The sequence below is a fragment of the Gordonia sp. McavH-238-E genome, from assembly GCF_022348225.1.
Classification (GTDB): domain Bacteria; phylum Actinomycetota; class Actinomycetes; order Mycobacteriales; family Mycobacteriaceae; genus Gordonia; species Gordonia terrae.
This window is the reverse complement of the sequence record NZ_JAKRFE010000019.1, coordinates 63407-88811: the sequence shown is the minus strand read 5'-3', so window position 1 is coordinate 88811 and position 25405 is coordinate 63407. Positions and strand designations below refer to the sequence as shown.

Below are 25405 nucleotides of genomic sequence, written 5' to 3'. Positions count from 1 at the left end.
GAAACTACGCCGGCACCTCACCACGCACCATCGCCTCGGGCAAAGGACACGTCGTGTTGGCCCGCCATATCCGCAACACCCGACTCAACGACGCCGCCCTACGGATGGCGCAAAGCGCCCTGACCGGCAGTCCTGGCGCCCGCTCCTACTACGACAGCCTCCGCGACCAGAAGAAGTCCCACAGCCAGGCACTGCGTGCAGTCGCCAACCGGCTCATCGGCATCCTCCACGGCTGCCTCACCCACCGCACCCCCTACAACGAACACACCGCCTGGAACCACCGCACCACCCTCGCCGCTTGACACCATGCACCCCTGGGATGTCTTCGAGGCTCGCTTCGCTCGCACCTCAGGGAGCAGAAAAATTCGGCACTCGCACGCGATTACTTCGTGATCCACGACGGCCGCCAGGCCACAGGTACTGAGGAGGAACAGAGCTTGCGAGCGTCTCATGCTGCTCCCTGAGCTGAGGAGCGAGCTTGCGAGCGTCACGAAGGGTCTTGGCGACTGCTCACCGAGATGCTCCCCATGGCGCGACTCGAGAGTTGACGAAGGAGTTCGACGTCTCCGTCGATCAGGGCACGCTTCTTCGCACGTGACCACCCGTGGATGCGTCGCTCGATCGCGTAAGCGTCCTGCAACTCTAGTTCAGCCGCCCACATGAGCTTCACCGGGCGTCGTCGGGATGTGAACCCGACTTGCGCGGAACTGTGCTGTTGCAGTCGCTTGTCAAGATCGCGCGTGCTCCCGACGTAGAACAAGCTGTCGGCGCACTCGAGTAGATAGACCCATGCCATCCGCCCATCCTCGGGGCACATGTGAACCAATGACGGCATGCATACAGCTCTGTGTATGGACGAGTCGCTTCATCGATGCTGTACACACCGCCGGATGAAAATGTTGTCAGTTCGGATCGTGTGGTTGCGAGGACCCTTCGTGACGGCCCTCCGCAGGCTCCAGGCCTCCTCAGGGAGCGGTAGGAGTTGCGGCTGTCGGGCATTGCGCAGGGAGCGGTGGGAGGTTGTGGGTGTGGTTGCGAGAACCCTTCGTGACGCTCGCAAGCTCGCTCCTCAGGGAGCAGAGGGCGGCGCCCTTCGTGGCTCGTCGCTAGCGCTCCTCGCACCTCAGGGGGCATGGGAAATCAGTACACGTCCCGCACGTACCGCTTGTCGGCGGCGAGTGCCTTGACGTAGGACTCCGCACTCGCGGGGGATCGGCGACCGTGCTGCGCGACAATGCCTTTCAGTGTTGCGTCGACGTCCTTGGCCATCTTCGTCGCGTCCCCGCAGACGTACACGTGGGCGCCGTCGTGCAACCACTGGTAGAGCTCCTCGCCGTGCTCGCGCATCCGGTCCTGCACGTAGATCTTGCGGTCCTGGTCGCGTGAGAAGGCGACGTCGAGGCGGGTCAACACTCCGTCACCGAGCATCGCCGTCAGCTCGTCGCGATAGTAGAAGTCGGTGGCCGAGTACTGCTCGCCGAAGAACAACCAGTTCTTCCCGTTGTGCCCCAACGCCTCGCGTTCGCGCAGAAACCCGCGGAACGGGGCGATGCCGGTACCGGGACCGATCATGATCATCGGGGTGTCGGGATCGGCCGGCGGACGGAAGTGACTGGTCGTCGTCACGAAGACACCGATCTCGTCGTCGGCGCGGTCGGCGAGGAAGGTCGAGCAGACGCCGCCCCGGGGTGTCCCGAACAGGTTGTAGCGCACCGCCGACACCGTCAGCTGGACTTCGTCGGGACTTTCCACGGGGCTCGAGGAGATCGAATACGAACGCGGCACCATCGGTTTGAGGACCTGCATCCACTCCTCGACGTCGGCGGCGACGGGGTGATCGGCCAGGATGTCCACCGACTGACGTCCCCACGCCCACTCGGTGAACTGCTGCTTGTTCCCGGCGGCGATCAGGGTCTTGAGGTCGGCGGAGCCGGCTCGTTCGGCGATGAAGCGGACGAGATCGGGTGTCACACGGGCGAACTCGATCCGCTCCCGCAAGGCGTCGTGCAGGGGCAGGTTCTCGCCGGCCACGGTCACCGACGCGCCGGCGTCGAGACCGGTGCGCTCGAGGAATTCGCCGACGAGTGCGGGGTCGTTGCGTGGCCACACCCCCAGCGCGTCACCGGCCTGATAGGACAGGGTGTCGGCGGGGAGATGAAAGCCGAAGTTCCGCACGTCTTTCCGCGACCCGACGGAGTTGAGTCTGACGTTTCGCACGAGCGAGGTGAGCAGGGGCTTCTTGCGCGAGTAGGCCGGCGCGGATCGCACCGACGGTGCCGCCGCGGAGTCGGCCGGTTCGCTGACCACGGTCACCCGGTCGTCGTCGACCCCGGAGGTGGGCGCCCGGTTCGACATGCTGATCGCCCGGATGACCTCGGTCAACCAGCCGCCGGCCGTCTCCTCGAAGTCGGGTTCGCAGTCGACACGATCGAGCAGGCGGCGTCCACCCAGTTCGCCGATGCGGGTGTCGAGATTGCGTCCGTGTCCGCAGAAGTCGTCGTAATTGGAGTCGCCGAGCGCCAGCACCGCGTAGTCGACCCCGGTCAGGTCGGGAGCGTCGTCGGAGTTCAGGGCATCCCAGAAGGATGTGCCGTTGTCCGGTGGGTCGCCGTCTCCGGTGGTCGAGGTGACGAACAGGGCGGTGCCCTTCAATTCGCCGACCTCGACGTCGTCCATGGATCGGGCATCCACTCGCAGACCACTGGCCTTCACCCGTTCGGCCGTTTCCACGGCGAGATCCTCGGCGTTGCCCATCTGCGATGCCCACAGCACGGTCACGGTGTCGGTGTCCGGCACCGTCGACGACGAATCTCCCTGGGCTGCACCCGTATCAGGCGCCACGGTGCCCCGGGAGTACAGGCCCGCGAGCACGCCCGACACCCAGACGCGCAGCTCGGCACCCAGTGGTGCATCGGCCGGAAGGACCGGACTGCCCGCGGGAGATGCACCCACCCCGGCCGCCAATCCGGCCAGATAGAGGCGTTCGGCCGGCGTCATCGAGGGCGGCGCAACGTCGGACACCCCCAGTGCGTCGGTCAGTCTCGTCGACCCGGCGGCGACGACCGGCGCGTCGTCGGCGTCTCCACGCGCAGCCGGCACCCGGATCAAGGTCACCGCGCACACCTTCAGCTCCGGCTGCTGCGAGAGCGGGTCCACCGCGTCGGACGTGACCGCGTTGATCGCGAGGTGCTCGCCGAAGACGTCGTTCCAATGGAACGGCACGAAGCAGTTGCCGGGCCGGACGCGGTCGGAGATCCGTGCGGGCAACACCGCCCGGCCCCGCCGGGACGCGACCTCGACCTTGTCCGCGGCTGTGATGCTCAGCCGGTCGGCATCGTCCGGGTGGATCTCGACGAAAGGCTCCGGATTCAGTTTGTTCAGCTTGGCCACCCGTCCGGTCTTGGTCATGGTGTGCCACTGATGCGGCAACCGGCCCGTGTTGAGCAGGAACGGATAGTCGTCGTCGGGCATCTCGGCCGCGTCGAGGTGCGGGCGGGCGAAGAACTGCGCGCGGCGGGTCGGGGTGGCAAAGGCCAGCCGCGGCGTCGACCCGTCGTCGAGGCGGTGCAGGGTTTGGCTGCGACCGTCGTTGAGATACCGGATCGGGTTGCGGGCACCGGTGTCGGCCGGGTCGGCGGCGTTGTCGGAGACCGGTGGACACGGCCACTGCATCGGAGTCCGGCGGAGTCGGTCGTAGGTCACCCCACGCAGGTCGTACCCGGTGTTCGGGTTCGCGAACCGCTTGATCTCCTCGAACACCTCTTCGGCACTCGAATAGGCGAACGCGTCGCCATAACCCATCTCGGTGGCGATACCCGCGATGATCTCCCAATCCGGGATCGCCTGTCCGGGTGCGGTGAGCGCAGGCTCGAAGAGGGTGAGGTTGCGTTCGGAATTGACCATCACACCAGTCGATTCCGACCACAGCGTCGCGGGTAGAACGACATCTGCATACTGGTTGGTCTCCGTCTCGACAAAGGTGTCCTGGGTGATCACGAGCTCGGCGCGTTCGAGTCCCTCGATGACGGTCTTCCGGTTGCCCACCGAGGCAACGGGATTGGTGCAGATGATCCAGCACGCCTTGATTTCACCGTCGGCCATGCGCTGGAACATGTCGATGGTGCCGCCACCGACGTCGGTGCGTAGCGTCCCGGCCGGGACACCCCAGATGTCCTCGACGAAGTCGCGATCCGCCGCGGACACCACCGAGCGCTGGCCGGGCAGGCCCGGACCCATGTAACCCATCTCGCGGCCGCCCATGGCATTCGGCTGCCCGGTCAGCGAGAACGGTCCGCTGCCGAGTCGGCAGATGGCACCGCTGGCGAGGTGGAGGTTGATGAGCGCGTTGGTGTTCCACGTCCCGTGGGTGGACTGGTTGAGACCCATGGTCCAGCAGCTCATCCAGTTGGCTGCGTTCCCGATGAGATCGGCGGCCGCCCGCAGGTCGGCTGCCGGTATCCCGGTGATCGATTCGACGACCTCCGGCGGGTACTGGGCGGCGAACTCGGGGATCTGGTCGAAGCCGTCGGTGAAGGACTCGATGAACTCGGAGTCGGTGTGGCCGTTCTCGATGAGCAGATGGAGCAGACCGTTGAGGAAGGCGAGGTCGGTCCCAGACCGGATCTGCAGGAACAGATCGGCTTTGTCGGCGGTCGCCGTGCGTCGCGGGTCGACGACGATCAGCTTGGCTCCGGCTTTGACGCGGTCCATCATGCGCAGGAACAGGATCGGGTGACAGTCGGCCATGTTGGCGCCGATGACGAGGAAGACGTCGGCGTGGTCGAAGTCCTGATACGACCCGGGCGGCCCGTCCGAGCCGAGTGACAACTTGTACCCGGTCCCGGCGCTGGCCATGCAGAGCCGCGAGTTCGACTCGATCTGGTTGGTGCGCAAGAACCCCTTGGCCAGTTTGTTCGCCAGGTACTGCGCCTCGAGCGACATCTGGCCCGAGACGTACAGCGCCACCGCGTCGGGTCCGTGCTCGTCGATCACGGTGCGAAGCCGGCGAGCCGTGTCGGTGATGACGTCGTCGAGTTCGGCGGGCCGGAGCTGACCGCCGCGATCGTCCCGCACGAGGGGAGTCGACAGGCGTCCGCCGGCCGAGAGCATGTCCGCGGTCGTCGACCCCTTGGTGCACAGGCGGCCGAAATTGGTCGGATGATCGGATCGTCCGATCGTCTTGGTGACCCGGTCGGAGTCGTCGTCGAGTTTCATCTCCATGCCGCAGCCGACGCCGCAGTAGGCGCACAGCGACATCACCGATCGGGACACGACAGAACGAGTCGGGGCAGGGACGGTCACGGGTTCCAGCGTCGGAGGTCGATGTTTCGCGACCCGAAGCCCGGCGTTACGCATCCATCAACTTGACCTCACAGGACTCGGTCCCGGATGTGAAAGGGTGCGAGAACCGCAGGTGAGCGACGAGACCGTCACTCGAACGAGCGGGTTTCGGCGTTGCTCAGCCGGATCTCAGCCGGGGTGGATAAGACTGTATCCATGCGCATCCTCGTGGTCGATGACGATCGGGCCGTCCGGGAGTCGTTGCGACGGTCGCTCACCTTCAACGGCTACAGCGTCGAGACCGCCGGCGACGGCATCGAGGCACTCGAGAAGATCCTGGCCGACCGGCCCGACGTGGTCATCCTCGATGTCATGATGCCCCGTCTCGACGGTCTCGAGGTGTGTCGCCGACTCCGTTCCGCCGGTGACGACCTCCCCATCCTGGTCCTGACCGCCCGTGACTCGGTGTCCGAGCGGGTGTCGGGCCTCGACGCCGGAGCCGATGACTACCTGCCGAAACCGTTCGCGCTCGAAGAACTCCTCGCCCGGTTGCGGGCGTTGCTGCGTCGTGCGTCACCCGACGACGACGCGGACTCGGAAACCCTCACCTTCGCCGATCTCTCGCTCGACCCCGTCACCCGTGACGTCACCCGCGGCGAGCGTCCGATCAGCCTGACCCGCACCGAGTTCGCCCTGCTCGAGATGCTGATGGCCAACCCGCGCCGGGTGTTGTCGCGCAGTCGCATCCTCGAAGAGGTGTGGGGATACGACTTCCCGACGTCGGGCAACGCCCTCGAGGTCTATGTCGGGTATCTGCGGCGCAAGACCGAGGCCGACGGTGAGCCACGACTGATCCACACCGTGCGCGGCGTCGGATATGTACTCCGGGAGACGCCGCCCTAGTGATGGGGAAGTCGTCGAACCCCGCGTCACGTCCGAGGACGCGGGATCTCCTCCGCGACCGGGTCACCCGGGCGATCACGGGGCACAGCGCCGGTGACGGATCCGACGAGAAGGAGATGCGCGCGCCGATGCCGCTGATGCGCGCGGTGTCACTGCGGACCCGGGTGACGATCCTGTCTGCGACCGTCGTCCTGGTCTCGGTGAGCCTGATGGCGGCCGCCGCGTATTTCGTCGTGTACCGCGCGATGTACAACGACGTCGACCAGCAGCTCGAGAGTCGCGCCGACGGGATGGCTGCGCTCGCCCGAGCGGGGGTGCTGCGCACGCAGCCCGAACAACTGGTGGCGGGCACGGTGTTCTCCACCAACATCTCGATCGCGCTGGTGACGCCCGGCGGTGAGACGTATCTGATCGGCCAGGTGCCCTTCGACGACGTCGAGCGTGGCATCGTCCGATCGCCGTCGGTGCCCGGCTCGACGCAGCAGAGCCTGCGCACCACGCGAAACCAGCGAGTCCTGACGCGCAAACTCGACGACGGCAACACCCTCGTGCTCGCGCAGAGCCTGATCCAGACCGACCGGGTGCTCAAACGTCTGGCCTGGGTGCTGTTCGTGGTCGGCTGCGGCGGCGTCGCGCTGGCCGCCTTGGCCGGGACGACGGTGGCGCGTGCCGGACTCCGGCCGGTGGCCCGGCTCAACCGGGCTGTGGAGCGCGTCGCCCGAACCAACGACCTCACACCCATCCCGGTCACGGGCAACGACGAATTGGCCAAGCTCACCGCGAGTTTCAATGCGATGCTGCGCGCCCTCGACGAATCACGGGACCGGCAGGCGCGTCTCGTCGCCGACGCCGGCCACGAACTGCGAACCCCCCTGACCTCCTTGCGGACCAACCTGGAGCTGTTGATCGCGGCGAGCCGACCGGGCGCCCGAGCCGTACCCGAGGACGACATGATCGACCTGCGGGCCGACGTGGTGGCGCAGATCGAGGAGTTGTCCACGCTGGTGGGCGATCTCGTCGATCTCGCACGCGAGGACGCCCCCGAGGTGGTGTACGAGGAGGTCGACGTCGCCGAGATCGTCGAACAGGCCCTCGAGCGAGTTCGACGGCGCCGCAACGACGTCGAATTCGAGGTCGATCTCTCGCCGTGGTTCGTCTTCGGCGAGGCGCACGGCCTCTCGCGCGCAGTGCTCAACGTTCTCGACAACGCGGCCAAGTGGAGCCCGCCGGGTCGGACGGTGAGTGTCGGTCTCACCCAGGTCGGGATGTCGAGTGCGCAGCTCACCGTCGCCGACGCCGGCCCCGGAATCCCCGAGGAGGACCGCGGTCTCGTGTTCGAGCGGTTCTATCGGTCCACCCAGTCGCGGTCGATGCCGGGATCGGGCCTGGGACTGGCGATCGTGCGTCAGGTGGTCGAACGACACGGCGGCACCGTCGTGGCCGACACGTCGCCGCTGGGGGGAGCGCTGATCCGGATGACCCTGCCGGGCCGGGCAACTGCCGCGGAACCATCCCCGCAGGTGATTCGTCAGTAGAGGAGAAGCGGTGACATCGGCGCCGACGACTCAGCTGCCGGCGACGGCGAACGGCTCCGTACGCACCCGGTGTGACCTGGTCATCGATAGGGTTGACTGAAGGCGCAGTTCGGGTACACGGCCGAGGAATCGGTCCCGGCCCGTCCATCGGAACAGATCAGCACCGGCTGCACAGACGAGCACGAGCACACGGCCGGACCGACGAGGAAGAGACGAAGATGACGACTGGCGGTTCGCACGGTGACGGTTCCTACGGGGGCGGTCAGCACGGGGATGGTCAACCCGGTGGCGATCAGCACGGTGGCGGTCAACCCGGTGGCGGCCGGCCTGCCGGGGCCCACCACGCGGCGCCCGGAAACGAAGCGTCATCGCCGGGTGGTTCGTTCGGCCCGCCGTCCGGGTCCTTCCCCGCACCGGGCGGCCGGCCCGGTTACCCCGGCAGCAATGCGCCGACGTCGTCGTACGGCCGACCCGGCACGAGTCCGTTCCCGCCTCAGGGCCCCTACGGTCCGGGTCCCGCGTACGGCCAGTCGGGGCCGGCGCCCTACGGCGCGCAGCTCGGCTCGCAGCCCGGCATGCCGGGCCAGGGCGCGGACGGCTCGTCGGCCGCGCCCACCAAGAAGAAGGGGGGCGGCGGACGCCTCGTCGCCCTGGGAGTGGGTGCCCTCGTGCTCGCGTTGGTCGCGGGCGGTGCGGGCGGTGTCGCCGGATACAACCTGGCCGATTCCGACGGCGGTTCCAGCACCAGCAGCGGCCCGCTGGGCGGCGATCCCGGCAATGGCAACACGGCCCCGGTGGCCGCGCCGGCCGGTTCCGTCCAAGAGGTCGCGGCCCGGGTCACCCCGTCGGTGGTCTCCATCGAGGTCGCCTCCGGTGGCGCGATGGGCTCCGGCTCGGGGGTCGTGCTCAGCGACGACGGCGTCATCATGACGAACAATCATGTCGTCAGCGCCGGCGGCGACGGCCCGGCATCGCGCGTCGCGGTCAACTTCGCCGACGGTTCGCGATCGCAGGCCCGTGTCCTCGGCGCCGACCCCATCTCCGACATCGCGGTCATCAAGGTCGACCGCGACGACCTGACACCGATCACCGTCGGCAACTCGAACAATCTCGCCGTCGGGCAGGACGTGATCGCGATCGGCTCGCCCCTCGGACTCGCGGGGACCGTCACGACCGGGATCATCAGCGCACTCAATCGGCCGGTGCTGACGTCGCGTGACCCCGGAACCAACACCACCTCGGTCATCGACGCCATCCAGACCGACGCCGCGATCAACCCCGGCAACTCCGGCGGCGCACTCGTGAACGCTCGCGGCGCGCTGATCGGGATCAACACCGCCATCGCCACCCTCGGTGGGGGCGAGGAGCAGGCCGGTGGCAGCATCGGACTCGGGTTCGCGATCCCGATCGATCAGGCCATCCGGGTGGCCCGGGAACTCGAATCGACCGGCAAGGCCACCCACGCCAACATCGGGGTGTCGGTACGGCCGAGTGGAGCGTCCGACGCACCGGGTGCCGTGGTCACCGCGGTGACGCCCGGCGGCCCGGCCGCCAGCGCGGGCATCCCCGACGACGCGGTCATCACCAAGGTCGACGACCGCGTCATCTCCTCCGGGGACGCGCTCGTGGCCGCGGTCCGGTCGCACGCCCCGGGCGACACGGTCAGCGTCACCTACGTGGACAACGGTGCGACCAAGACCGCCCAGGTGAAGCTGGGGACGCTCGAGGTCGGCTGACGCGGTGATCGTCGGCGGGACCGTCCCCGCCGGCGAGGACAACTGCATCGAGGAGGCTGCGTCGACGCCCGCCCAGGGCGGCGGCGCAGCGCAGCACGAAAGACCGTTTCGACGGTCCCACCCATAGAAAGGGCCTGTCATGTCCGACGCTGCTTCGCGCAAGCCGGGTAACACCGTCGTCTCCGCCGAGAACGACATCGACGAGAACTCGCTGGACGTCCGCCTCGCGGGCGGGCCGGGACCGGTCGATCCCGCGGACGTGGTCGCCGCCGACGCCGCGGCGCGTGAATTCGTCGCCCGCCACGAGCAGGCCACCCATCGTCCCCAGGGCGAGGAGATCGGCCGCGCGCTGGTCGTCGTGGTCGACGACGAAGCGGCCCACGGTGAGGATCAACGACTTCTCGGCCCGCTCGTGAGCGAGTTGCTCGCCGAGGCCGGGTTCCACGTGGACGCCGCTGTCGTGGTCTCGGGCGACGAGGTGGAGATCCGCAACGCGCTCAACACCGCGGTGATCGGCGGTGTGGACCTCGTGGTGTCGGTGGGCGGGGTGGGTGTCGGCGCGCGCGATGTGACGCCGGAGGCCACCGAACCCCTCCTGGATCGACGTCTGCGCGGCATCGAGGAGGCCGTTCGCAGCTCGGGCCTCGCCGCCGGAGCCACCGACGGCGGACTTTCGCGCGGCCTGGTCGGAATCAGTGGCCAGACACTCGTGGTGAATCTGGCCAACTCGCGCGCGGCCGTCCGTGACGGGATGGCGACCGCGGCGCCCCTCGCCAAGTACGTGATCGAGTCGATCAGCGAGTTCTGAGCGGTTCGCTCTTCGGACCGTTTCTGGGCTGCGAAATCTGTTCAGCAATGCTAAGAAAACACCTGGTTAACAGGGTGATGACCGCCTCTCGATTGGACCTCTGACCCGGTGGCACACGATCCCACAGACCCGGAGAAATCCGCGATGAGCAGCGATGATGACGCCGCGCAGCACCGAGCTGCGCGGCGTCGTCGCCTCGACTCGGTGTTCGGGGACGACTTCCCTGAACTGACTTCAGACGAGAGTGACGAACATCACACAGGGCATTCTAAGGATTGGTTCGAGGCGCAACGACCGCCTCATCACGGGTGAGCGGGGCGCGCTCGCACGCGGGCACAGCAGGGTGTTTTCCTGTCGTTAACTTTCGACTTTCGATCGCTGGCGAATTCGGTATTCACGATGGTGCGTGGCCTGTTCGTGACACGCTCGAGTCCTCCTGTTGCCCCACTTGAGACCCCTCCGATAACGTTCGGCTCGACGACACGCCGGTCCCCAGAGTCGGGGACCGGGGGTAGTCCTGCGATCTGTCGCGAGTGACAACGCAGCAGTGACCAGGAATTCGATGGATTCTTAACGACAGCTAAGACATGCGTAAGAGCTGGCTTGGTGGTAACTGTGTGGAAGCCCATCGAACGTCGTGGGTCATGACTTGCGGGTGTGAGTGCATTCCGCGGGGTAACAGCCGAATCCTGTGAGAGGGAACGAATGAGCAAGTTCAGCAAGCTTGGGCTGCGCCGCGCCGCGGGCGCGGTCGCGATCGCCTCGGCCGCGGTCGTGGGCCTGGCCGGCATGGGTGCCGGTGATGCGGTAGCCGGAAAGCTGGCCAACGGGTACAAGAACGCAACCGGCATCGATGGTGAGTCGATTCAGACCTGGCGTACCGGTGAGTTCGCGCTTCCGGCTCCTTCGGTTGCCAACAACGGCGCCGGCCGCTCTGCGGTCCTGTCGGGTGTCTACCAGACCAAGGCCAGCGCCGGCGTCGGCGGCAATCTCGCAGTGAAGCTGCTCGTTGGTTGCCAGATCGACATCACCGGTCTGGAGGGAAGCCTCGGGGCCTCCATCGGGCTCGAGAGCCTCACCGGCAGCGGTTCGCTGAGCATCCCCTTGAAGCCCGGCCAGGTCGCGCTCGTGGATGTCACGGACAAGGACCTGTCGGACAACGGCGCAGCCGCCATCCAGCTGTCTCAGTTCGAGGTGAGTGTCCAGCAGTGCGGTGGATACGCATCCGCACGCACCATCACGAAGGTTATCGGCGCGAAGGGCTACAGCACCGATGACGGCAAGGTCAGCGGCGAGGGCACCCTCATCCAGTCCACCCTGTACGGCCAGCCCTTCAGTCTCAACTGACCGGCTCAGATAAACCAGCGTCACTGACTTATCTGCGCTGAGCAGATTGATATTCCACGAAGGGGAATCATGAAGAAGAACATCACGCGTCGCGTGGTTGCGGCGGCCGGTATCACCGGTGCCGTCGCGATGGGCCTCACCAGCCTGGGCGCCGGCGGCGCCACCGCCGGCCCGCTCCCGGGTGGCACCATCACCAAGACCCTGGTCGACGGCACCCCCGTCACCGTTCAGCTGTTCGACGAGTACGTCAACGTTCAGCGTGCGGTCACGAACGTCGCTACGAGCCGTGAAGTCTGGCTGTCGGGCAAGGTTCGCGTGACGGTTGGCGGCAAGGCGGAAGGCGGGTCGGTCAACGCGGGGTACCTCGTCGGTTGCCAGGTTAACTTCGGGGCCGACGCAGGAGCTGGCGCTGGAGTTAAAGTGCCTTTCGACGGCTCAGACCCGTCGTTCACCGACAGCACCGGCGCTGAAGCGGGCTTCTCGCTCGGACCGGGCCAGGCAACCTACTTCCCGATCATTGAGGAAACGTCGGGCGACGACACCGCCTACAAGAACTACAACGTCAGCAGCTACAGCTTCAAGGGGCAGAAGGGTGGCGTGACCTACAGCCAGCAGAAGTTCGGTCTTGACGGCTGCGCTGGCTACGCTTCCGCGAAGGCCAAGATCAAGGTGACCGTGAGCACCGATGCCGTGAAGGGCGTCGTGACCCTCTACGGCAAGCCGTTCAGCATCGGCTGATCGGCCCTTCTCTCCACGCCGCGGGGCGGGAATCCGGACGGATTCCCGCCCTGCAGCATTTTTTGGCAAACACCTCGGTTGCGAAAACAGCGGCCGTGAGTTTCGGATAGAAAATTGCCTAATGAAACCCTCGATGAGCCAAGTGATGTCTGCTAGCTGGCACGGGTATTTTGTCAGTCGCTGCGCATGCTCCCGCGGACTGAACTGACTCTGGAGGACCGGGCCCACCCGGCCGTCTTTGGATCCGAGCTCTGTGTGCAGACTGACGAACTGAGGCTCGCAGTGACTTGAGATTGGATCGTTCGGGGGACAGGAATTATTAAGAATTCTCCAATGTCGGCTGCGATACTGGGGGAATGAAACCGAGTCGGTCTTTATCTTGCAGGGTGTCAATTATTGCAATTCTGCTCGTTATGGCGAGTCTGTGTGCGGCGCCAGGGCATGCACGAGCGGCGACATTTGGCGGCGATTGCGAAGGTAACATCTTGGTTTTCGGAGTCCGCGGCTCCGGAGAGTCGGCGACGGGCAACGGCGGCGTTGGTCCGAATGTGCATGCCGCCTTTCAACAGTTTAGGTCGACTTATTCAATGATTGCGCCTGTGAAATTGCATGCGATTGACTATCCGGCCCATGACGCATTTACCTACGTCCCTCGGGTGTTATGGGGAGACCGCACGTACTTTAAAGGTCTAGACGAGGGTGTCGCGAATCTGTCTGCAGAACTGGAAGCCTTCGGAACCGATCCGCGCTGCCAGGAAAGCGAACAGGGTTACGGAGGCGTCCTCGTTGGATACTCGCAGGGCGCCATGGTAGTCCATAGGATCATCCAGAAATATGGCAACGAGCAACTTGAAAGATGGGGAATCATCGCGGCGCTCCTAATTGCGGATGGAGATCGAAGCTCGGCAGACCAGTACGGTGCAACATACGGCACAGGCTTTGGAATCGGCTTCCACCAAGGGATCGGTCAGGCATTCCCCGCCGTATCGGGGAGCATCAAGGCCCCTATCCGTAGGCCGGCTCGCCCGGGTGACGGACTCCGTGTGGTGTCTGTGTGCAACTGGCTCGATCCGGTTTGCGACTCTAATCCCTTGACAATTTACCCAGGACATTTCTTGGGCGTACATGGCAGTTATATGCGTTCGTCTGCTTTGAGAAATGCGTCTGGCTATCTTCTGGGTGATCCTGCATGTTATTCGAATCCGGACTGTAAGGATCCGTTCGGGCGGTAACTGATTTCTCGCACGTCCAGAATGACGTCACATTAGTTGGGCAGACTCTATCCGCCGTTTATCTTTCTGCTTCAGAAAATTAGTGGGAATCTAAGTGCATTGCCAATTTTGGCGGCATTGGTTAAGTGCGTAAGCCTCGGTGGCGATACGAACTCGACATCTGGTTCGAATGCGCTCGTCGAGCGATGACTCGGACTCCGGGTCTAATCGGCTTATCTAAGTGATCGCAATTCTGTGATTCGTCTGATCTGTCGGCGCAGTAATACGTGCATGCTAATCCCAAAGAGGCGTCAAAGGCGAACCTAGAGGGCTGCCGTACCGACTATCGCGTAGCTCCGGGGTCCGATTCAACGAATTCGCCAACCGCTGCCGTGCTTCGTGGCCTTATCTCGAACTCACGATGCCAACCCGGCGTTGAGAGAGTTGAGTACAGCAACCAGTGCGAGACCGGCCAGAGAGCTCTGACGGGCACTTCTTCGTTGAATCTAACCGTACCGGCGACCATCTGACGTTTCGGACTCCTCGTGGGTTTGCGGTGGCGTCTCACGCTCGCCGTTATCTGTCATCTCGTGCAGGGCGGTAACGCTGTCGTTGCTGATGCGGTTTTCGCGACGACGTGCTCGTGAATGGCGATCTGAGCGCGCTGTGGACCCAGATGACGATCTGGGTGACCGATCTCGGCGATCGGCGCAGTGTCGTCGCGTGCGGCAGGATCATCCTCACCGCCCGCCCGCCGCCTCATCTCGGCGCTGGTTAGCGAACCTGAGCGGAGTCTCGACTAGCACTCATCGCCTGGCGCGGCAACCAGTTGCACGGTGCCGCGGGAGCTGACGATGGGCGAGGTGACGGTGTCCGAAAGTTCGGCGACAACCACATCGACATCGTCACTCCCTCGGGACCGTTGTCACCCGCCACCGCCTCGCCGCACCGAGGCCGGCGCCCAGATTCGCGACTACGGCCACGTCTTCGCTCCGGACCAGCCTGCGATCGCCGCCTCGGCCATTGGCGACACACCTCATAGTCGCTCAGAACGCATCCCGCCCGGAAGGGAGCTCTGAAGGCGGCACACGCGTTGCGCTACAAACTAACCGAAGACAGCGTCGTTGGTTCTCTGGCCGCAGATACCGGACTGGTAATGATCTGGCTTTCTATGAGCGCGCCGTACAAATCAGGACTCGGTTGCCGTGTCCACCACCACACCCGAGCCGCAGTGCCAGACCGCGGTCTAGACCTAGATCTAATGGGGAACTGCGCGGCCACCTTGCCGTGCTCAGCCTCGAGGCAAACGCCGACGCGTTGCCGTCGGTGTTGCAGATCGCCGGCGGCGGAAGTTTGACTATGACCCAGATGTTCGAACACCTCCTAGCGACCGCGGCTCAGGACCGAGCTTCGCCGCTTGGCCGGCAGGCTGCGGTTTGAGTGCCTGTGCTACCCCGGCGACTCTCGACTGGCTCGACAACGAGTCCTCGACTCCATCGCCCACTACTTGCGCACGAATAGATGACTCAGGACGCTAGGGACCGGCAACCCACCTCGCCGTCGGTCTCGCGCACGCCACGGTCCACGTCGGCTACCGCGCTTAGGTCACCACCGCCGCCGACTTCGCGACACGTTGCCACAAAGCCGCGATCGAGTAACCAGGCGACCTGCAGCGGTTCTTCGCTAGATCGACCCTGCTCGTCATCTATGAACCCGATGTCAGCCGCTGCTCCGCCGAAGCTGCCTCAGCGGTGTCGTGGTGCTCAACGGCAAGGTTCAGCCTCGGCTGATTCACTTCCTCACCCCACGTGTTTGTTGTCCGGTCGCTGCGGTGTCGCTGTGAGTCTCCTGTAACCGGCCTTGTCGCATGGTTTTTCAATGGTCATCGGTCGTAGTGTCGGTCGCGGCGGTCCCGTCCCGCCGGCGAGGAGCGAGAAGACAAGTGTGCACTGCAACCGAATCGAGAGCGGCCGACGATCGAGTCGTGACGGAGTCGGCGCCACCGGGGCCGGGTTTCGACACCGGGCCGGCGGCGTTGTCCGTGCCGGCCACCGTCCGTCGGTTCGCTCCGCTGCTCGCCGGTCTACGGTGGCAACTCGCGATCGCGGTGTTCTGCCACCTCGTGCAGGTGGGCACCACGGTCGTCACCGTCGCCCTGTTCGGCCACATCGTCGACGAAGTGCTCGTGTCCGGGGACCTCGGTGCGCTCTGGACACCGATGACGATCTGGGTCGGGGTGTCGGTGCTCGGCGCGGGGTCGTCGTACGCCGGCGCGATGCTCACCGGAAGCGTCACCGAGACGGTCCTGCTGCGCCTCCGCGATCAGTCGTATGCGCACACCCAGCGGCTCGCACCGCATGCGCGGAGCCGATTCGGAGGTGGAGACCTGGTGTCGCGCAACACTGGTGACGTCGAGGCGGTCGACAGTCTGTTGTCGTCGGGAGTGGTCGCCGGCGTCGTCGCGGCGGTGAGCGTGCTCGTCTACGGGCTCGCGGCGTTCGTGACGAACTGGCAGCTGGCGCTCATCGCGGCGATCCTCGCGCCGCTGCTGTGGCTGATCGCCCGTCGATTCGGGACCGCGGTGAAACGCGCCTCGCGTCGGGAACGGGAGGCGGCCGGGCAGATCAGTTCGCTTGTCGCCGAGGGCATCGGCTCCATGGTGGCCTTGCAGGCCGACAATCAGACAGCGCGTCACCGGCGCCGGGTCGCCGACCAGAGCCGCCGGTGGCGGGATGCCCGGATGTCGGAGCTACGGGCCGACGCCGCCTTCACCGAGGCCGTGACGGTCGTGGAGGTGCTGTGCATGATCGCCGTCATCGCGTTCGGGGCTTGGCAGATCTCCCGGGGCGAGGCGCAATTGGGCACACTGATCGCCCTGACCGGCTATCTCGGCTACCTCTACCCGCAGATCCAGACGCTGGGCGGTCTGGTCGTCGAGATCACGTCCGCGACCGCGAGTGCCGAACGGGTGGCCCAGGTCCTCGATGCGCCGATGGGTGCTGCCGACGAGCACCTCGTCGATCCCGGCCCCACCGAACCGAGTGTCGCCGCCCGGGCCCCTGCCGGCTCCGTGGTCGCGGACTCCGGCCCCGCGACCTTGTCACTGACCGGCGTGTCGTTCGCGTACCCGGACAGCAGGTCTCAGGTTCTCGAGGACGCCCACCTGGAGATCCGCGCGGGTGAGACGCTGGCGATCACGGGTCCGAGCGGCGCGGGCAAGAGCACCCTGACCTATTTGCTGTTGCGCCTGTACGACCCCGATGCGGGCACGATCCGGTTGAACGGCACCGACATTCGCGACCTCGACGCGGCCGGGTTACGGGCGCACCTGTCGGTGCTGCACCAGCAACCGGCCCTGATGCGCGGCACGATCGTCGAGAACATCCGCTTCGGTCTCGAGACCGCCACAGCGGCCGACATCATCGCGGCCGCGAAGACCGCGGGTGCAGCCGAGTTCATCTGGACAATGAGTGGCGGCTTCGACGCCGAGGTCGTCGAGCGAGGGGAGAACCTGTCCGGCGGTCAGCGACAGCGAATCGCGCTGGCGCGCACGGTCCTGCGGAACCGGCCGGTGCTCGTCCTCGACGAACCGACCACCGGTCTCGACGACGAGAGCGTCGGCGAGATCCTCCGGCCACTCGCGGAGATCGCGTCCACCCGGACCACGCTTCTCATCAGCCATGACCCGCGCGTTCTCGAGCTCGCCGACCGGCGAGTCGAGTTGCGCGACGGTCGTTTCCTCGCTGCCGGGCCGATGGGGCCGCGGCGAGCGAGGCGGGGGCTATCCGAGGGCGCGTTCGTAGAACGACCACGAACGGTGCAGCTGGTCCTGCCAGTACAGCCATGAGTGGGTGCCGGTCGGCGGGAGATCCACGGTCGCCGGGATGTTCAGCTCACCGAGACGGTTGAGGAGCTGGACGGTGCATCCGAGGGTGGCGCCCTCGATCACGCCACCGACGACGACCTGGTCGGCGAGGGTGTCCAGATCCTTCACGTACCGGGGATTGTCGTACTGCCCGGGCAGACCACCGGCATTGCTGATGTAGAGCTTCTGGCCGCGGAGTTTGGCGGCGTTGACCGCCGGATCGTGGGCGCGCCAACCGGAACCGCCGTAGGGGCCCCACATGTTGGTGGCGTCGCCGTCGCCGCGGGTCTCCACGACGAGGCGGATGTACTCCTGTCCGAACGGATCCGACGTCGTCGGGCAGCCGCTGTAGGAGCCGACGGCCTCGTAGAGATCAGGGTGCTCGATGGCGAGGTTCAGCACCGACGTCGCCGACGACGAGATCCCACCGATGGCGTTGCGGCCCGAGGTGTTGTACGTGGCGTCGACGACCGCGGGCAGCTCCTTGCCCAGGAAGGTCGACCACTTGTGCACGCCGAGAACCGGATCGGGCTTCTGCCAGTCGGTGTAGTAGCTGTACTGTCCGGCGTTCGGGATCACCACGTACAGATTCTTGTTGCGGGTGAACTCGACGATGTCGGTCTTCTCCAGCCAGTTGGCGCGGTCCTCGCCGCCGCCCGCACCGTTGAGCAGGTAGAGCACCCCGCGCGGCTTCGACTCGTCGGCCGGCTTGATCACCGTGAGCGGAACATCGCGATTCATCGCGTCGGAATGCACCACGATGTCGGTGACACGGCCGGGTGAACCGGCGTCGACCAGTCGTGGTGCCGCGCTCGCCCCACCGGTCAGCGGGGCGACGAGCGAGACGCTGAGGGCGACGACTGCCGCCAACCCGAGCCTGCGCAGACTGCTGTACACGTTTCCTCCTGATCGGGAGACGACGGACCGGTGACCCGACCCGCGCTGGCTCCTGCCTTCTGTCACGGGTTCGACCCCGTGTCCGGACCGTTCGGACTGCTGCCGTCCACCCGCTCGTCGTCCCGAGTGGCCTCACCCGGACCGCCCGGCGCCAGTCCGCACCGCCGGGCGTAGATGCCGCCCGCGGCGATCAGTTCCTGGTGGGTCCCGGCCTCGGCAATCACCCTATCGTCGAGCACGACGATCGTGTCGGCCAACGCGGCGGTCGCCATGCGGTGGGTGATCAGCAAGGTGGTGGTCCCCGCCCGCAGGCGGTGCAGGGCGCGTTGGACGAGCAGCTCGGTACGGGGGTCGGCAGCGCTCGTCGCCTCGTCGAGGATCAGGATCTTCGGCGACGACGCGATCGCCCGCGCAACGGTGACCAGCTGTTTCTCGCCTGCGCTGAGGTTCTCGGATTCTTGGCCGATGACGGTGTCGATGCCGTTCGGCAGGGCGGCGACGATCTGCGCGACGTGGCTGTCATCGAGTGCGGCGTCCACCGCCCGCCCGTCGTCGATGCCGAAGGCGATGTTCTCGCGGACGGTTCCGGTGAACAGCCACGGCTCCTGTGTGACGACGGCCATGTCGGCGCGAACCTGCTGCGGTCCGAGTTCGGTGAGGTCGACGCCGTCGATGGTGATCGATCCGCGGCTCGGTGTGTAGAACGCCTGCAGGAGGTTCGTGAGGGTGGTCTTGCCCGACCCGGTGGTCCCGACCACGGCGGTGGTCGTGCCGGGCGCCATCCGGAAACTCACCGACCCGAGGACGGGGTTGTCCTCGTCGTAGGCGAAACCCACGTCGTCGAAGACGATCTCGGGTGGGAGCTGGTGCCGGCCGGACGAGGCGGGTACCCGCATGCCGGTGTCGACCCCGACGTCCTCGGGGGCCTCGAGCACCTCGCGGACCTTGCTCGCCGACACCGTTCCGGACTGGACCTTGGTGACGAAGCCGGCGAGCTCGCGGACCGCACTGGTCAGCTGTTGCGCGAACACGACCACGACCTGGGCCGCGCCGAGACTCAGATGGCCGTCGACCACCATGATCCCGCCGAGGACGGCCAGGACGAGGAACACCAGGGCATTGACCGCGGTCAGCACGGAGGGCAGTGAACCGCCGATCCACTGGGCGGAACGAACCGAGGAGAAGAGGCTGTCGTTGAGGTCGCGGAAACGGCGTGCCGCTGTCGGTTCGGCGTTGTAGGCCTGCAGCATCCGGCGCGCGCTGAGCTCCTCCTCGACGTGACCGGTCAAGGCGGCGGTGGTCGTCCACCGGGACTCGAGGTGCGGCCGCGCCCGGCGGGCGAGCAGGACCGCGGCCAGCGCCGACACGGGCGCGGCGACGAGAGCGACGCCTGCCAGGACCGGGGAGATGACGAACAGCACAGCGGTGACGACGACGAGCGTCAGGGCATTCGTCGGGACGGTCACCAGCACCGGGGCGATCACGGTGGCGGCGTTGTCGGTGTGCGCCGTCAACTTGCTCACCAGCGCACCGCGTTTGGTGTTCTCGAAGTAGCGCAGCGGCAGCCGGTGGATCTTGTCCTCGATCCGGGCGCGGAGTCGGGCCACCGACCGCTGCACGGCGACGGTCAGCAGCTGGCCCTGGGCGAGGCTGCAGGCCGCGGCGGCCACGAACACCACGATCTGGACGCCGAGCAGGGTCCAGAGCAGCCTCCAGTCCATCGTCGCCTCGCCGACCGTGCCGTCGACGATGACGTTGGTGATCGCGCCGAACAGGATCGGTGCGACCACGCCTGCGACGGCCGCCAGGATGGCGAAGAGGGAGATCGCGGCACCACGACCCCGGCTCAGGTCGAGTTGCCGCACGATCCAACGCAGCGATCCGTCCGGCCCGGTCGTCTTCGGCGACGGAGTCGGTCGCCGGCCCTCGGTGGGTGCGCCCGGCCGCGCCTGCGACCTCTGGTCAAGCATTGGTCACCGCCTGTGCGTAGGCGATCTCCCGGTAGATCTCGCTGCGGTCCCGCAGCACGGAGTCGGTGCCCAGGTCGACGATTCGTCCGGCGTCGAGCACGGCGATGACGTCGGCTCGCTGCACCGATGACACCCGCTGCGCGGCGAGCAGGACCGTCGCGTCCGGATCGGCCCGCCGCAGGCGGTCGATGATCGCGGCCTCGGTGTCGACGTCGAGGGCGCTGAAGGGGTCGTCGAGCACGTACAGCGACGGCCGGCGGAGCACCGCGCGGGCCAGCGCCAGCCGTTGACGCTGACCGCCGGAGAAGTTGCGTCCCTCCTGCGACACCGCGGCCTCGAGAGCGCCGGGACGCGTCGAGACGAAGTCGGTGGCCGCGGCGACCTCGAGGGCGGACCACAGTTCGTCGTCGGTCGCGTCGGGGCGGGCGATCCGCAGGTTGTCGGCGATCGTCCCGGTGATGAGTTCCGCGCCCTGACCGACGAACGCACTGCGTGCCCGAACCCACGCGGGTGCGAGGCCGGTCACGTCGTGCGCGTCCCAGCGGAGGAACCCCGAGGTCGGGTCGGCGAACCGCAGGGGCAGGGCCAGCAGCGTCGATTTGCCGCTCCCGGTGCCGCCGAGGATGCCGGTGACCGTGCCGGGCGCGCAGAACAGCGAGACCTCGTCGACGGTGGGGGCCTCGGCCCCCGGGAAGGAGACGGACACCGCGTCGAAGACGATCGCGGGTGGCGTCGACGATCCATCCGCCTGGGGAGCGCCCGGGTCGAGGGGCTCGGTGTCGAGTACCTCGGTGATGCGTCCCGCGCTGGTGACGGCGCGCGGGATGATCCCGGCGATCATGGTCAGCAACGACACCGCCAGCAGGATCTGCGCGAGGTATCCCACCGTGGCGGTGATCTGGCCGATCTGCATCTCCCCGCGGTCGACGAAGACCGCACCCAACGCGGTCACCGCGACCACGGCGAGGTTCGAGACGACGGTGACCATCGGGAGCATCAGGACCTGCAGACGACCCAGACGCAGGGCCACATGGGTGAGTTCGTCGTTCTCCGCCGCGAACCGAGTGCGCTCGCGGTCCTCGCGGCGGAAGGTCCGGATGATCGCGATCCCGCGCAACTGCTCACGCAGCACCCTGTTGACGACGTCGAGGCGACGCTGCAGCTGGGCGGCCCACGGCACCAGGCGTCGTACGAGCACGGCGACCAGGACGACGAGCACCGTCCCCGCGACGACCAGCACCGGCGCCATCCGCCAGCCTTGCACCAGCGAGAGCACCAGCGCGCCGAACAGCATCAACGGTGCGGTCACCACGACGGTCAGGGCGACGAAGAGGAATCCCTGGACCTGGCCGACATCACCGGTGGTACGCGTCAGCAGGCTCGACAGGCCGATGGAGTGGACCTGCGGATCGCTGAACGCACTGATCCGGCTGTGCAGGCGGAGGCGGAGGTCGCGCGCGGCGGTCGCCGAGATGTGTGACGCGAGGAACGTGGCTCCGATCGACACCACCAGGTTGATCACGGCGACGACGACCATGAGCAGACCGACTCGTTTGATCGTGGCCACGTCGCCGCGCAGGATGCCGTCGTCGATGATCGCGGCGTTCAGTGCCGGCTGGGCGAGTGTGGTGAACACCGACGCGAGCTGGAAGACGAGGAAGCCGGCACAGGCCCAGCGGGTGGCCCGGAGCGCGTCGAACAGGAGCGCGAGCAGCGCGCGGACCTCATCCTTGCTCAGCGAGCGGGTGACGGGCATCAGGTGAGGCTACTCCGGGTCGTGGTGACGCTGGCGAACCGCGCGGAACGGAAAATTCAGCCCCGACATCGGGCTCGGTGGATGCGCGGTCGTGAGTGTTCCGAAGTCTACATGCGCGCGTTTTGCGCCGGACCGCACCGGATATCCCGGCCGACGATTCATCCGCTCTATCGCAAAATGGGCGCGAAGAATGCTTCGATATAGCGGAAAAACGTCGGGTGCGGAGCCAAAAACCGCCCCGGACCGTAGTCCGGGGCGGTTGGTCTCGGATCGAGATCTACGCGGGAGCGTCTTCCGAACCCGATTCGATCGAACCCGTGACCAGTTCGACGATTGCGTCGGTGATTGCGCCCTGAATGATGTCGGCCATGTGATCTCCTTCGTCGATGGTGGACTTCCGCACGTGGACGTCGATCGCAGGCGAACGACGATCACGACGCGAACAATACGATATTCGACAATGCAGCCGTCAACAGTCCATGGACTTCCGGTGAACCGTCTCGCAACAATCGGGTGCGTTGACCCGGCGATTCTTTCTCGTATGGCTGCGCGAAACGCACATCGCCCCCGGCGTAGACCGGGGGCGATGTGCGAAAGCGGTGGATCAGTTCTCGGTCGGAGCCTCGTCCGACAGGCTGTCCAGGTCGCGGATGATCTCGCTGAGGTTGATCTCGATTCCGGTTGCCATGTGAATCTCCTTCTGGGGCTTGAATTGAACGTGGCGAACTGGCCGAAGACGATCGGCCGGTACTTCTAGTCCTCGATCGGGATGCCGTCGCTGTCCAGCGACCCGGTCAGCAGGTCCTTGATCGCGTCGTCGATTCCTCCACCGACTACTTCACCCATGACAAACTCCTTCTCGTACTCGTGTCCGTCGGCATGTGCCGATGAGAGGCATGCGAACTCGTCTGTCGTATCGCCATCGCGATCATTCGACTGCGCATGCCTGGGGAAACTCCTGTATCGGAGCAGAACGCTGATCTGGAATCAGCGATTCGCGTTGCGGGGCCGAATTACTCGGCGGTCGTGCCGTCCGAGCCGCCGCCTTCGTCGGAACCGGTGACCAATTCCTCGATGTAGAGGCGGATCCAGGAAATGCTGATCGCGTCAGACATGCGAATCTCCTAATGGTTGTCGACGATCTGATTGTGAAGCGCGTCGTTCCGTCCCGAAGACGGCAACGCGGCCGACATTACCGCACACCTCAGCACCTGTCCTGACCAGAGGCGGTTGAATTCTTCGTGAACTCATCCGCATCCGGGATGGGCGAACAGGTCGGCCGAAGCGGCCCAGGTGGTTGGCCGTGTGCCGCGCAACTGTGCTGGTATGAAGCGATGACGCAACGCGTGGAGGTAGGCGGCACGACGTCCCGGCAATTGGTCGAATCGGATCGGGAGACCGCACTCGACCTGCTCGAACACGGACTGCGTGAGGTCCCGGTCTACCGCTGGCTGATCGGCGCGGACGCGCCCGTCGAGGCATACCGCTGGTACGGGGAGATCCTGTTCATCGAGTATCTGCACGGCCTGCACGGTGTGTTCGACGAGCGGGGCGAGCTGATCGCGCTGATCGCGGTGTCGGCCCCCACCGACGAAGCCGGGCGGATCGACGAGGACCTCAAGACACGCACCAAGCATCAGGTACAGGCCATCGACGGCTTCATCCACCGCTTCACCGAGTTGCAGCGGAAGTCGGAGGAGGCGCAGGTTGCGGAGAACCCGATCCGGGTGATCTTCGCGCTCGTCCGGCCGGATCATCGCCGAGGTGGCACTCTCGCCGGGCTGGTCGACCCGGTCATCGAACGCGGACGACGCGAAGGGCTGGCGGTCACGTGCAGCACGAGCGACGAACAACTCTCGGCGTTGTACGCCCGCAGATGGAATGCGCTGGTACGCAAGGAGTTCACCCTGGCCGGCGGTCCCACCGTGTGGGTCCAGCGCGTCGATCCGCCGGTGTGACGAGTTGTTCCAGCGGTGGGAGCGAAGCGAGCCACGAAGGGTGGTGGGTCACCAGCCCTTCGTGGCTCGTCGCTATCGCTCCTCGCACCTCAGGGAGCAGAAGGCGTCGCTTCTTTCGGATTAGGGAGCGGAGGGGTGTCAGCTACCGAAGAACCACGGGAACGTCTTGGGGCGGGCCTGCAGACGCGCCTGGTTGCGCTGCTGCGGACGCGCCTGGCGGCGGTTCTGGGGCTGCGGCTGACGGTTCTGCGCGGGCTTGTTGGGCATTCGATCATCCTGTTCTCGTTCGGTCGCACCGGTTTGGGGTCCGGTGCGGTCGCACGTTCCGGCGACGAATCCCAAAGTAGGGAGCCAACCTTCGGGTTCGGATGGTTCCGCCTGTCAGCTTCCTGGGAGACCGCGGTCCGCGTCAGCGCGAGTGACGGCCCGGCGCGTCCGGGCCCTCGCCCGGGAAGTCGCCCGGGTACTGCTCACCGGGATAACCGGATCCGGGGCCGGGCGGCGGGTAGTTGCCGGCACCCGGGTAGTTGCCGGGCGGCGGGTAGCTGCCCGGAGCGGGTTGCGGCGTCGGATACGGCTGTCCGGTAGGGCCTCCCGGCGGCGGTCCCTGCGGCGGGCGGTTCTGCGGAGGAGCCGACTGGGGCGGAACGGACTGGGGCTGGCCCGATTGCGGGGGAACCGGGTGTGAGGGCGGACCCTGAGGAGACGGGGGAGTCGAGATGCGTTGCGTCGTACCGGCTCCGGCGGGCGCCTCATAGGGGGCAAAGGAACCCGACGGCGGACCGTAGGAGTCGCCGGCAGGCCCGGCCGGATCGGACAGATGCGGCGGCAGGTCGCTCTCGGCTTCCGCCTTGGCTTTCGAGGTTCCCTCGGGGTCGAGCAGATCGCGGATCTCGGACAGCAGCGCGATCTCCGTGACCTCCGCCTTCTTCCCGAAACCGCCCAGTTCGGCCAGCTTGTTGTACGGCAGGATGATGATGAAGTACACCACTGCGGCGATGATCAGGAAGTTGATCACGGCAGTGATGACGCTGCCGAGGTCGACGAATGTCGATGGGTTGTCGGTGATCTGGAAGCCGAGTCCCTGCGCGGCGTCGGAGCCGACGGGGATCGAGTTGATGATCGGCTGGACGATGCCGTCGGTGAAGGCGGTGACGATCGCGGTGAACGCCGCGCCGATGATGACCGCTGTTGCCAGCTCGACGACGTTGCCCTTGAGTATGAAGTCCCTGAATCCCTTGAGCACGGTGTGCGGCCTCTTTTCGGTGATGTCCTGCTCTTGTCCGGCGATTCTGCGCACGATCGGAGCAAATCCGACACGCGCTGTGCGAGCTCGTACTACCCTATCCACGATCGTGAAGGAACCGATCCATTTGAGTTGATTCGCGCCGCTGTGTCGTT

The 25405-nt window shown here is 66.2% G+C and carries 16 protein-coding genes and 1 pseudogene; 10 read left to right on the top strand and 7 right to left on the bottom strand.

The annotated features are described in order from the left end of the window. Nucleotides 1–302, top strand: a pseudogene (locus MHN80_RS22665) (IS110 family transposase); the annotation flags it as partial. A gap of 185 nt (nt 303–487) precedes the next feature. Here the strand turns inward: MHN80_RS22665 and MHN80_RS22660 are convergent. Both MHN80_RS22660 and MHN80_RS22655 read right to left on the bottom strand, forming a co-directional pair. Further along, nucleotides 488–796 (bottom strand): GIY-YIG nuclease family protein, encoded by a 309-nt coding sequence (locus tag MHN80_RS22660; RefSeq protein ID WP_239403749.1) that lies wholly within the window; start codon nt 794–796, stop codon nt 488–490. 344 nt (nt 797–1140) lie between these two features. Then, nucleotides 1141–5256: a bifunctional nitrate reductase/sulfite reductase flavoprotein subunit alpha gene (locus tag MHN80_RS22655; RefSeq protein WP_239403753.1), complete on the bottom strand. Its 4116-nt coding sequence runs from the start codon at nt 5254–5256 to the stop codon at nt 1141–1143. Nucleotides 5257–5496: 240 nt separating this feature from the next. On the opposite strand from MHN80_RS22655, the gene MHN80_RS22650 reads away from it, so the two are divergent. The 8 genes from MHN80_RS22650 (at nt 5497) to MHN80_RS22620 (ending at nt 17405) form a co-directional block, all read left to right on the top strand. Next, the gene (locus MHN80_RS22650) at nt 5497–6183 is read left to right on the top strand and encodes a response regulator transcription factor (RefSeq protein ID WP_004020048.1); all 687 of its coding nucleotides are present in this window, start codon (nt 5497–5499) and stop codon (nt 6181–6183) included. Beyond that, nucleotides 6183–7718: a HAMP domain-containing sensor histidine kinase gene (locus MHN80_RS22645; protein WP_033203686.1), complete on the top strand. Its 1536-nt coding sequence runs from the start codon at nt 6183–6185 to the stop codon at nt 7716–7718. Before MHN80_RS22650 ends, MHN80_RS22645 begins: the two co-directional genes overlap by 1 nt. A 218-nt stretch (nt 7719–7936) precedes the next feature. Further along, nucleotides 7937–9454, top strand: a complete 1518-nt coding sequence (locus MHN80_RS22640; RefSeq protein WP_239403747.1) for a trypsin-like peptidase domain-containing protein — start codon at nt 7937–7939, stop codon at nt 9452–9454. A gap of 139 nt (nt 9455–9593) precedes the next feature. Then, the gene (locus MHN80_RS22635) at nt 9594–10262 is read left to right on the top strand and encodes a molybdenum cofactor biosynthesis protein B (protein WP_004020045.1); all 669 of its coding nucleotides are present in this window, start codon (nt 9594–9596) and stop codon (nt 10260–10262) included. Nucleotides 10263–10967: 705 nt separating this feature from the next. Continuing rightward, complete coding sequence (locus MHN80_RS22630) at nt 10968–11609, top strand: MspA family porin (RefSeq protein WP_239403746.1); 642 nt, start codon at nt 10968–10970, stop codon at nt 11607–11609. A gap of 69 nt (nt 11610–11678) precedes the next feature. Beyond that, the gene (locus tag MHN80_RS22625) at nt 11679–12347 is read left to right on the top strand and encodes an MspA family porin (protein WP_239403745.1); all 669 of its coding nucleotides are present in this window, start codon (nt 11679–11681) and stop codon (nt 12345–12347) included. 356 nt (nt 12348–12703) lie between these two features. Then, nucleotides 12704–13579, top strand: a complete 876-nt coding sequence (locus tag MHN80_RS25950; RefSeq protein WP_374206406.1) for a cutinase family protein — start codon at nt 12704–12706, stop codon at nt 13577–13579. 1963 nt (nt 13580–15542) lie between these two features. Further along, the gene (locus MHN80_RS22620; RefSeq protein ID WP_239403744.1) at nt 15543–17405 is read left to right on the top strand and encodes an ABC transporter ATP-binding protein; all 1863 of its coding nucleotides are present in this window, start codon (nt 15543–15545) and stop codon (nt 17403–17405) included. Here the strand turns inward: MHN80_RS22620 and MHN80_RS22615 are convergent. The 3 genes from MHN80_RS22615 to MHN80_RS22605 all read right to left on the bottom strand — a co-directional run bounded on the left by MHN80_RS22615 (nt 17340) and on the right by MHN80_RS22605 (nt 22046). After that, nucleotides 17340–18320 carry an alpha/beta hydrolase family protein gene (locus MHN80_RS22615; protein WP_239403743.1) on the bottom strand — a complete coding sequence of 327 codons (981 nt, stop codon included), beginning with the start codon at nt 18318–18320 and terminating at the stop codon, nt 17340–17342. The two genes, MHN80_RS22620 and MHN80_RS22615, sit on opposite strands and share 66 nt — an antisense overlap. A gap of 62 nt (nt 18321–18382) precedes the next feature. Continuing rightward, nucleotides 18383–20290: an ABC transporter ATP-binding protein gene (locus MHN80_RS22610; protein WP_239403742.1), complete on the bottom strand. Its 1908-nt coding sequence runs from the start codon at nt 20288–20290 to the stop codon at nt 18383–18385. Next, nucleotides 20283–22046, bottom strand: a complete 1764-nt coding sequence (locus MHN80_RS22605) for an ABC transporter ATP-binding protein (protein WP_239403741.1) — start codon at nt 22044–22046, stop codon at nt 20283–20285. The genes MHN80_RS22610 and MHN80_RS22605 overlap by 8 nt, the downstream gene beginning before the upstream one ends. A 1334-nt stretch (nt 22047–23380) precedes the next feature. On the opposite strand from MHN80_RS22605, the gene MHN80_RS22600 reads away from it, so the two are divergent. Continuing rightward, nucleotides 23381–24004 (top strand): hypothetical protein, encoded by a 624-nt coding sequence (locus tag MHN80_RS22600; RefSeq protein ID WP_239403740.1) that lies wholly within the window; start codon nt 23381–23383, stop codon nt 24002–24004. Nucleotides 24005–24142: 138 nt separating this feature from the next. Here MHN80_RS22600 and MHN80_RS25740 read toward each other — a convergent pair whose 3' ends face one another. After that, entirely contained in the window at nt 24143–24271 is a 129-nt protein-coding gene (locus MHN80_RS25740) for a hypothetical protein (protein ID WP_275448056.1), read from the bottom strand. Between the two features lie 142 nt (nt 24272–24413). Then, nucleotides 24414–25250 (bottom strand): large conductance mechanosensitive channel protein MscL, encoded by an 837-nt coding sequence (mscL, locus tag MHN80_RS22595; RefSeq protein ID WP_239403752.1) that lies wholly within the window; start codon nt 25248–25250, stop codon nt 24414–24416. Nucleotides 25251–25405: the final 155 nt, after the last annotated feature.

Bases quoted from the DNA above. Each gene is read 5' to 3' on its own strand.
- MHN80_RS22660 (WP_239403749.1), bottom strand. From the start codon at position 796: ATGGCATGGGTCTATCTACTCGAGTGCGCCGACAGCTTGTTCTACGTC.
- MHN80_RS22655 (WP_239403753.1), bottom strand. From the start codon at position 5,256: ATGTCGCTGTGCGCCTACTGCGGCGTCGGCTGCGGCATGGAGATGAAA.
- MHN80_RS22650 (WP_004020048.1), top strand. From the start codon at position 5,497: ATGCGCATCCTCGTGGTCGATGACGATCGGGCCGTCCGGGAGTCGTTG.
- MHN80_RS22640 (WP_239403747.1), top strand. From the start codon at position 7,937: ATGACGACTGGCGGTTCGCACGGTGACGGTTCCTACGGGGGCGGTCAG.
- MHN80_RS22635 (WP_004020045.1), top strand. From the start codon at position 9,594: ATGTCCGACGCTGCTTCGCGCAAGCCGGGTAACACCGTCGTCTCCGCC.
- MHN80_RS22630 (WP_239403746.1), top strand. From the start codon at position 10,968: ATGAGCAAGTTCAGCAAGCTTGGGCTGCGCCGCGCCGCGGGCGCGGTC.
- MHN80_RS22625 (WP_239403745.1), top strand. From the start codon at position 11,679: ATGAAGAAGAACATCACGCGTCGCGTGGTTGCGGCGGCCGGTATCACC.
- MHN80_RS25950 (WP_374206406.1), top strand. From the start codon at position 12,704: ATGAAACCGAGTCGGTCTTTATCTTGCAGGGTGTCAATTATTGCAATT.
- MHN80_RS22610 (WP_239403742.1), bottom strand. From the start codon at position 20,290: ATGCTTGACCAGAGGTCGCAGGCGCGGCCGGGCGCACCCACCGAGGGC.
- MHN80_RS22605 (WP_239403741.1), bottom strand. From the start codon at position 22,046: ATGCCCGTCACCCGCTCGCTGAGCAAGGATGAGGTCCGCGCGCTGCTC.
- MHN80_RS22600 (WP_239403740.1), top strand. From the start codon at position 23,381: ATGACGCAACGCGTGGAGGTAGGCGGCACGACGTCCCGGCAATTGGTC.
- MHN80_RS25740 (WP_275448056.1), bottom strand. From the start codon at position 24,271: ATGCCCAACAAGCCCGCGCAGAACCGTCAGCCGCAGCCCCAGAACCGC.